Genomic DNA, 9067 nt, shown 5'->3' with positions numbered 1-9067 from the left:
CCGAACGCCTTCGCCCGACAAACTTACCAAGCCCGGAACGTTGCATAGGCCGTGGATCACATACGGGGGCAGGTCCACCGCCCCATAAGCCTTGTTTATAAGCATCCGCCGAGCACCGCGGAAATTTTGGTTGCGGCGTGCTAAAGGTGGGCGCATGGAGATCTATCACGAAAAGACCGATGAGGTGGTTCTCGTCCTGCATTGCTACGACACCAAAAGCACAATGGATCTCGTCGAACCCGACTACGCAAGAGTATTCATATGGCAAGATCTGGTTTGATGAGGGGGTTGCCCGGATATGGCTAATAAGCAAGCGAAACACTGCAGTTACCACTCATGTTCTGTGCGATAAGCCGTTTGGATTAGGACTTGTCCAGGCTGTGCGTTTCGGTTGCAATTGAAATGTGTTTAGCGCAGCATCAGTGGGAGCCGGAGAAGCAACAAGCGATGACAGCTAAGATTATCCGCGGTGGGCTGTTCGCACTGGGGATCGCTGCTGTCTCCTTGTGCAGCATAGGATCTTCCTTCGCTACGGACTATAAGCTTGGCCCGCGGGATAAAATTCGTATTAAGGTTTACGAGTGGCCAGCGCTCTCGGACGAAACGACCGTTAGTGACGAAGGCCTGGTATCGTTGCCGTTGATCGGGAGATTGAACGCTGCCGGTATAAGTGCGACGGATCTCGCACGAAAAATTGCTGAGGAGCTTCAGGTCCGTGAGAAACTATCCGCGACACCTTACGCCTCAGTCGAAGTTTTGCAGTATAGGCCATTCTATATTCTTGGAGACGTTCAGCGCCCAAGTGATTATCAATATCGTCCCGGAATGACCGTCATGATGGCTCTTAGCATCGCTGGAGGGATGTATCGGGCAACAGATAATCTGAGCTTCATTAGAGACGCCCTTTTAAGCAGAGGCAGCCTTTCCACACTGGGTGTCAAGAAGCGGGAGTTGGCTGTGCGCCTGGCTCGTTTGAAAGGCGAGCTTAGTGGAAAGAGTACCATCGAGCTTGATCCCGAAGTCTTAAGAGGCGGAAAACAACCTCCGGGATCCTCTCTTCAGCAAGAGAGCGCAATTATGGAGGCAGGAAAAAAAGCTTTAGCTAATCAGATTGCAAGATTGCGTCTTCAGATCTCACTCTATCGGGAAGAAATTAGCCTTTTAACTGCTCGGATGGAGAGTTCGAAAAAGCAGCAGAAGTCAGTCGAAAAAGAGATGCAGGTCTTTAAAACACTTGGAGATAAGGGGCTTGCAATTCTACCTCGAGAGGCTGCTATAGAGCGACTTGGAGCACAAATTGAAGGTGATCAGCGAGAAATTGATACTCTCATTGTTCGCTCGAAGCAAAATATTGAGCAGTCGGAAGCTGCTATCCTCAAGCTGATCGACGAGCGCGAAAGAGAACTTACGGTGCAAATTAGGCAGACGTCGGCTCAACTCGAGGAGGTAGAACAGCAACTTTTAGCTCAGCAAAATCTGCTCTACCAGGCAGAAGCGCTTGGCGGTGCGGCAATACGAGAAGGTCAAGGTGAAGTAAGCCTCCGGTTTAGCATCGTGCGTCGTGATCCTAAAGGCATCACGCGCGAGTTTCCCGTGCAGAAAGACGACCTCGTTGAACCTGGGGACGTGATAACAGCGATGAAAACCTTTGCGACCCGCGAACTTTCGGTTGGTTCTGATATCAAAGTGCCTCCCGCAGATACTGCTGCTCGAGCTGAAATCGAATTGCGAAGTGTCAGGTAGTCGAAAAAGTGAAGCGGGATGATAAAATAGGCCTTGTTACAGTAGGATCAGGCGTGGAACACAACGCAGATCTCAATCCGATAATCCCGTTTTTGGGAAATTTATGGACTGAGAGGTGGACCATTGTTGCATTCATGCTCGTAATCTCACTTATGGGCGTGCTATATGTTTCTCAACGCTCGCCAAGCTATACCGCACGCGCTCTGCTGCTCGTAGAAAACACTAGGCTTGAGTCTGGCAGACAAGAGCTTCTTCCGGAGATGAGCTCCGTCGACACATCAATGGTGGATTCCCAAGTAGAGATCATCAAGTCTGAAGCAATAGGACTTAAGGTCATAGATACTCTAAAACTAACTGAGAACGAGGAGTTCCCAGGACTCGGGGCACCTGGCTGGGTCGCACGAATCCAGAATTTTCTACAGACATCCAGTTCTCGTGGTTTCGACCCCGGCCGTGTTGCTCAGAGCCACCCGTCACTGGCGGTCTTACCGGGTTTCTTGCAACGCCTTTCAGTAAGGCGCATTGGTCTGAGTTCTGTCATTGAGGTTAGATATAAGGGAAGTAATCCGGAGCTATCATCCCGGATTGTTAATGAGATCACCGAGGCTTACTTCGCCGATCAGGCAGCATCAGCGGCGGCCGCGACAGCTTCGGCCAGCGCTTGGCTGCGAGATCGTATAAAAGACCTTGGGACAAAGACGCGCGTCATCAGTTTAGCGACCCCACCGGTTCGGGCAGATGGCCCGCGACGCTTAGCCCTACTCGGCGTCTTCTCTGGCTTTGGGCTCCTGTTGGGCGTTGGGTTTGCAGTAGTTCGTTATGCACTCGATACAACACTGCGCAATCCATCAAGGGCTGAAGCAAGGCTGGGTGCACCTTTCCTTGGAGCTATCGGAAAACTCAATCCCAGTTCCAGGAGCAGGCTACTAAAGGAAACGGCCAGACCCAATTTCCGTCCGGCTTTTCTCCGTTCAGACCTCATTTCTCTTGTCAGACGCATTGGAGTGGCTGCGAAAGCCTGTGGCGCTGGTCCCGTGATTGGCGTGACGTCAGCAATCCCTGGAGAAGGCGCAACGATAATAGCGGCAAATCTAGCGTTCTCAGCCAAAGCAGATGGCTTAAGTGTATTGTTAGTCGACGGCAACGCCTATGAGCCAGCTCTCTCAACTCAGTTCGCGCCTGATGCGTCGAAGGGCCTAACAGATATTTTCGCTGGTGCAGTGTCTTTCAATGAAGCTCGCCTTGAGATTGGTGAGGCAGGGCTTCACTTCTTGCCGAGAGGAGGCGCCCGCCTCGCCAACCATGGATTTAACCACGTTCACGTGAAGAGCGTCGCGCAGAACTGGATCAATGAATACGATATAGTGGTGATTGATCTGCCACCGCTCGTGCCTGTTCCTGATCTCGGTCTTGCTGGAAACATGGTAGACGCCTTTGTACTCGTCGTCGAATGGGGACGCGCACCTGCTGCATTAATTGAGAGCGCCTTGGCCAATGCTGAATTGAGACAAAAAGGCATGCTTGGATTTATTTTTAACAAGGTAAAGCGATCAGCAATCAATCGGTTCTCATTTCCTCTGGAGAACTATCATTGGAAATACACTTGGACGACCTCGAGTTACCTTAGAGTTCGCGAACGAGCAGATGCGTCGCTTTCCGCACCGACCGATTTGGCATCGCACACTGCCCGTACGTGCTGACGTAGTCATCTATCGCGGACTCCGGGCCACTCTTCGACGCTGTGAAACCCCGTAGGCGCCACGCTTCTGAACAGGCTCATCGATAAAATAGTCGGCCCTGAACAACCCACAATCATTTGACGTGAGCCCCAAGTTTCTTCCGTTCAGAAGTGGAGCCCGCTGGTTGATGTGCGCTGAGCCTATTGTGTCCCGTGGCGTGGTGTAAGAGCGCCAGTCCTCGGTTGAGCCGAGTTGCTCAGGCGGTCACGGCTGACAGCCTGGGAACGGGATCATTGCTCAACGCGCTCAGACTTTCCAGCGACATGTAGCGCCGGCTCACCGCCCATTCGTCATTCTGCTCCAGCATGAGGGCTCCCGCGAGCGGGATCACTGTCCGGTCATTGGGAAAGATCCCCACCACATCCGCACGACGTTTGATCTCGCCGTTGAGCCGCTCGAGCGGGTTGGTCGAGGCAATCTGGCCCCAGTGCTCGCGCGGAAAGCTCATGTAGATCAACACCTCCTCCCGCGAGCGGTCCATCAGCTCGACCAGCTTGGGACAGCGCTCGCGCAGAGCGTCCGCCACCGAAGTCCATTGCTCCCGCGCCGCCTCAGCCGTGTCCTGGGCAAAGATGGTCTTGAGCATCGCCACTACGGCCGGGCGCTGCTTGGGAGCAAGATGCGCCATGGCGTTGCGCATCCAATGAACCCGACAGCGCTGATGCGAGGCGTGGAACACCCGAGTGGCGGCTGCCCGCAATCCCTTATGATCGTCGGCTATCACCAACTTCACGCCGCGCAAGCCGCGGTCGGCCCGCGAGCGCAGGAAGCCGGTCCAGAACGGCTCGGCCTCTGAGGCGCCGGTGGCAATCCCCAGCACCTCGCGCCGGCCATCGCGGTTGACGCCCACCGCCAGTATTACGGCCGTGGAGACAATCCGACCAGCCTCTCTGGTCTTCAGGTAGGTGGCATCGATCCACAGGTAGGGCCACTCCCCCTCGATCGGCCGCGACAGGAAGGCGTCGACCCGCTCGTCGATCTCCTCGCACAGGCGGCTGACCTGGCTCTTGGAGATCCCTGTCATGCCCATCGCCTTGACGAGATCGTCGACCGAGCGGGTCGAGATGCCGTGGACATAAGCCTCCTGGATCACAGCCGTGAGCGCCTTCTCGGCAGTGCGGCGCGGCTCGAGGAAAGCCGGGAAGTACGAGCCCTTGCGCAGCCTGCGGATGGAAAGATCGATCCGGCCAGCCCGGGTGTCCCAGGCGCGCTCGCGGTAGCCATTGCGGTGGTTGAGGCGATCCGGGCTGCGTACGCCTGCTGGAGCACCAGTCAGCGCCTCCACCTCCAGATTCATCAGGCGCTCGGCCGCAAAGGCGAGCATGTCGCGGATGAGATCAGCATCGGCCCCCTTTTCGATCAGCTCGATCAGGGCCATTCTCTCGTCGGTCATCGTCGTCTCCGGGGTCAGGGTCAGGTGTCGCAACTCGAACTCTAACCGAAGACTGGCGATGACCACCTCATCGATGTCTCGCTCCTACACCACGTCCTGGGACGCTGCCGCTGAGCCCATTCTCTGGACCCAACCTCATGAACTCACACTCCTCTATTCACTGTGATATAGTAGATAGTCTTGAGGACGACGATGCTTTTGTAGTGAGATCAATCTAGGGACCAATACGCGCTGTGGTGCCGGTTGAGTTTCAGTCGGCATGCCATAGCACGGCGCGGTTACACTATGTTACATATTTGTGCGAGAACTGAGGTATATAACTGAGGTATATATGTGCGCGGCAGGTAATCCCAGCTCTTCTGACCCAACACGCTCACCTCGAGTGACAATCATAATTCCAACATTTAGAAGGCCATCTTTGCTGCAGAAATGCCTTGTGAGCTGCCTTAGACAAATAGATATCGACCCTTTATCTATTGAGATTCTTGTTGTTGATAATTCTACGGAAGGGTCAGCAGCAACCATCGTCAGCGAGACTGCGTACGCAAGCGCTTGGAACATTCGATACGTGCATGAGCCATCCCCTGGAATTTCAAACGCCCGCAACGCCGGCCTTAGCAACGCAAAGGGTAAGTTCATAGCCTTCGTTGACGATGATGAAATAGTCGATGAAAGGTGGCTAGTTAATCTGCTAAAGACCCAGATCAAGTCCGACGCGGACGTGGTGTTCGGACCTGTGATGCCAATGATGCCCAGTAGTAGAGATGACCTCTGCGAAACATCACTTAAGAACCTTTTAATTCATTCAGTTGAGCATCCAACAGGTACAGAGATTGCGAGTAAGCTTCTTGTACCCTTCTGGGCTCGGGACGGTAGAGCGTATCCGCGCTTAGCGTCAGGCAATTTCTTGATCAGGCGCCAATCTCCAAACGTCAGCAGCCTTCGCTTCGACCCCCGCCTGGGGCGAACCGGTGGAGAAGACGATCTATACTTCAACCAAATGCTGGTGGATGGAGCGCGTTTCGTTTGGTGTGCTGAAGCCGTAGCGTGGGAGCACGTGCCTCCAGAGAGACTTTCCCTCCGGTATGCAATCATGCGGGGGTTCTCTGGTGGGCAAGGAGTGTCGCGGATACCAATGCTACTAAGGCCGAAGCGCCCAGCACTTACCGTTCTTTCTATGGTTGTTGCTCTTGTGCAAGTTCCGACCTTTGCAACCTTAGCTGCGGCTAATGCTTTGACCGGGTCGCCTCGGCGATACCACTATCTCATAGGGATGGCGAGTGCTGTTGGTAAACTATTCTGGGCTGCGCCGCTCTGGAAACACCGGTATGGAGCGACTGGCGAAGAGAACAGAGGAGGTCACCTAGACCCTGTCTGACGGCCTGTGAACCTTCAAAAGGATATGGCTGTTGCCTTGGGGAGGCTCACCAAAGCGAGGACCTGCGATGCGGCGGCACGAACTGAATGGCTTGATCGGCGTTAGCATCAGATTGAGCCAGGTGGCTTCCATCGTCAACGGGATCGTTCTCCCCCATAGCAAACACAGGATCCAGCAGACATTGCCGTGGTCCTCACCGTCCTTAATACGAGATACACCCCAGGTGGAAGGCCCAAACATTATCTACAGGGTCACTCGCGTGTCCTCACGGCTCTGACAGGGAGAGGTCCTTCCACCCGGCACCGGACGTTCAAAGAACGGCCGGTATTCTGCTCCGCCTTTGACCACCGTGTGCACCGCCCGGGCCATCTTGGCGGTCAAGGCTGTCATGGCCTTCCGGCGCGGATCGGCATCATAGCGATCGCGTTCGATATAGCGGCCAAGTTTGTCTCGGAAGCTGTTGTCGCGCTGGCGGGCCGCCACCTGTGCAGTTCTCCAGAGTGCTTCGCGCAGGCGGGCATTGCCGTACTTCGACAGCCTGGTTCGGCCGCGGACCGCGCCGGACTTGCAGGTGGCCAGATCAAGGCCGCAGAACTTCAGGAACTGACGATGATGTCTGAAGCGGCGCAGATCACCAGCCTCCGCCAGGATCGTCAGCGCATGGATCGGCCCAATCCCTGGGATCGTGCACAGCCGCTGGTAATCGTCATGATCGGCGAACATCGCATGAGCAAGCTCTTCGATCTGCTTTCTCTGGCGGATGAGATGCCGCGCCTGGGCCAGAACCAGACGGAACATGGTAATGGCCGCAGACTCCTCCGCCACCGACAAAGCCGTCGAGGCGCAAGCGGTCTCATAGATGTCGTTGAGCAAGCGAGCCTTTGAAACCAAACTGCCAACCAGAGGCAAGCCGTCTGGATGAAGCTCTCCCGATCCAGAGCCGTGATGCGGCCTGAGTGGGGAAGCGCTCAAGCAGCGCGAAGAACTAGTCGGAGCGGCTGTTGCCGGCAAAGCGTGCGATCTTGGGAAAGTACAGGGGCAGATAGTGGGTCAGGATCCGGTGCCAGGTCTCGGTTTTAGAGCCTCGGACGGTTAAACGGACGCATATCCGGCTGCCTTGAGGTAGTTCCAGCACTCGTGTGGCTCGAACAGGTTGCAGATGTCACCGAGCGCTCGCCAGAGTGCATCAAAGGTGCGAGCTTCAGCCTTGCGCAGATACGCTTTGATCTTGGCAAAGGCCTGCTCAATCGGGTTCAAATCGGGCGAATAAGCAGGCAGGAACAGGAACCAGGCACCTCGCTGTTTCAAACACTGGGCGGCCGTTTCACTCTTGTGAACGGCCAGGTTGTCGAGAATCACCACATCGCCTTGGTGCAGGGTCGGGGCGAGCTGGGTCTCGATGTAAGCCTCAAACGCTAACCGGGTGATCGGACCATCAATCACCACGGGGCGCTCAGCTCGTGACAGCGCAGCCCGGCCAGGAAGGTGTGCGTCTTCCAGTGCCCGAAGGGAGCGCTTGCGCGCAGGCGCTGGCCTTTGCGTGAGCGCCCGCGCAGGCGGGTCATCTTGGTGTTGACGTAGGTCTCGTCCAGGAACACCAGCCGGTGCGGCTGCTCGCGCATGCGGACCTGACGCTGTGTCCGCCAGACCCGGCGCTCCTCACGCACATCGGCGCGTGCGCACTCCGCCGCCATCAGGTGTTTTTTATACGTGAAGCCGCGCCGGCACGGAAAGCGCGAGAGCATCGCCGGGGCGGCAACGATCCCGTGCTCGTTCAGCAAGCGGGCTGCGAGTTCGGGCATGGTGATGGCAGGCTCGGCCTCAACCGTCTGGATCAGGAAGGTCTCATAGGACATCAGCTTGCCGCCTCGCGGCGGGCGGCCGGGCCGGCGCCGGTGAGCCGAGCTGTCGCGTTCGCCGCACCAGCTTGATGGCGAAACTCTCGCTGACGTCAAAGTGCTGGGCGGCTGCCCGGCAGGAATGGCCCGCCTCCACGAAGGCGGCGACCCGCACGCGAAGATCAAGAGAATAGCAGTGACCCATGATCCACCTCCCGTCCGACCAAGTGAATCACAGGTTACATCCGCCCAAAAGCCCAGGAGTCTAATTTTCAGTCCGACGCTCTAGCTTTCGAGATCGCCGCATGCATGTTCGACAATTCCTGCAGGTCGTTAATCCCAGCAGCCAGAGGATCGACATAGCGTTGGGTCGCGCCGATCCGAAGCATATGCAGGATCACCTGCGCGTCCTTAGGATCGTTTTTGTCCCAGCCGTCGTGCAGAGCCTCACGGGTGCGGGCGAGAGCCACGGACGAGACCAGCCCGCGGTGGTAATCGCGCGTGGCCTCGAAACCAATGAGCACCGGGCCGCCGTAAGCCGCCAAAGTCTCGACGAGATGGTCATCCTCAGCCTTTGCGCAAAACGGTCAGCCGCCAGTGCCAGGCACGGCCGGGAGCCTCGATGAGCACCTCGTGATGGTACTTGGAAATATCAATGGCTACCAGGGTGACAGGAGCGGGGATAGGATTGTCCTTGGTCATGGTCGGTCGGCCTCCAGCGTGTGTTCAGCGACATCACTGTGAGACCTGCTGGCTGGCCATGACCACCCCACGCAGCGCGGCTGCGCAACCCAGGCCAGCACCGCTGCGCTGCTTCGCAAGGTGCTACGGCTCAAGCGACATCTTCCGCGCCCACTCGTTTGAGCTCGCCTGTGCGCAGAACGATGTGGACCATCGCCGGACCAAGCCGCACCATCCCTGGACCACTGATGTGATCGACAAGAGCTTTTTACATCATCTTGGTGTATTCTCCTCT

At 56.5% G+C, this 9067-nt stretch carries 4 protein-coding genes and 4 pseudogenes; 4 read left to right on the top strand and 4 right to left on the bottom strand.

What is annotated here, in order from left to right; genetic code table 11:
• The first annotated feature begins 447 nt into the window (after nt 1-447).
• Both DRB19_RS27860 and DRB19_RS27855 read left to right on the top strand, forming a co-directional pair.
• A complete protein-coding gene (locus DRB19_RS27860; RefSeq protein ID WP_162815922.1) occupies nt 448-1743 on the top strand; it encodes a polysaccharide biosynthesis/export family protein in 1296 nt (431 codons plus the stop codon).
• A gap of 53 nt (nt 1744-1796) precedes the next feature.
• Entirely contained in the window at nt 1797-3443 is a 1647-nt protein-coding gene (locus tag DRB19_RS27855) for a Wzz/FepE/Etk N-terminal domain-containing protein (protein WP_147022927.1), read from the top strand.
• A 235-nt stretch (nt 3444-3678) separates the two neighbouring features.
• On the opposite strand, the gene DRB19_RS27850 is transcribed toward DRB19_RS27855, so the two are convergent.
• Entirely contained in the window at nt 3679-4875 is a 1197-nt protein-coding gene (locus DRB19_RS27850) for an IS256 family transposase (protein WP_114189229.1), read from the bottom strand.
• Nucleotides 4876-5206: 331 nt separating this feature from the next.
• Here DRB19_RS27850 and DRB19_RS27845 point away from each other — a divergent pair, with 331 nt between their 5' ends.
• Nucleotides 5207-6253: a glycosyltransferase family 2 protein gene (locus DRB19_RS27845; protein WP_114189228.1), complete on the top strand. Its 1047-nt coding sequence runs from the start codon at nt 5207-5209 to the stop codon at nt 6251-6253.
• Between the two features lie 243 nt (nt 6254-6496).
• Here DRB19_RS27845 and DRB19_RS27840 read toward each other — a convergent pair.
• The 3 pseudogenes from DRB19_RS27840 to DRB19_RS27830 form a co-directional block, all read right to left on the bottom strand.
• Nucleotides 6497-7343, bottom strand: a pseudogene (locus tag DRB19_RS27840) (transposase); the annotation flags it as partial.
• 2 nt (nt 7344-7345) lie between these two features.
• Nucleotides 7346-8296: pseudogene (locus DRB19_RS27835) on the bottom strand (IS630 family transposase).
• Between the two features lie 79 nt (nt 8297-8375).
• Nucleotides 8376-8793: pseudogene (locus DRB19_RS27830) on the bottom strand (IS110 family transposase); the annotation flags it as partial.
• Nucleotides 8794-8851: 58 nt separating this feature from the next.
• Between DRB19_RS27830 and DRB19_RS30870 the strand changes: the two are divergent.
• Nucleotides 8852-9067 (top strand): annotated as a pseudogene (locus DRB19_RS30870) (hypothetical protein); the annotation flags it as partial.

It is taken from the genome of Microvirga aerophila (genome assembly GCF_003332305.1).
GTDB lineage: Bacteria > Pseudomonadota > Alphaproteobacteria > Rhizobiales > Beijerinckiaceae > Microvirga > Microvirga aerophila.
Note: the sequence above shows the minus strand (reverse complement) of the source record. Positions and strands in the feature narration are given on the sequence as shown.

Excerpts from the sequence above, each read along its gene's own strand:
- DRB19_RS27860 (WP_162815922.1), top strand. The coding sequence starts at position 448 with ATGACAGCTAAGATTATCCGCGGTGGGCTGTTCGCACTGGGGATCGCT.
- DRB19_RS27850 (WP_114189229.1), bottom strand. The coding sequence starts at position 4,875 with ATGACCGACGAGAGAATGGCCCTGATCGAGCTGATCGAAAAGGGGGCC.
- DRB19_RS27845 (WP_114189228.1), top strand. The coding sequence starts at position 5,207 with ATGTGCGCGGCAGGTAATCCCAGCTCTTCTGACCCAACACGCTCACCT.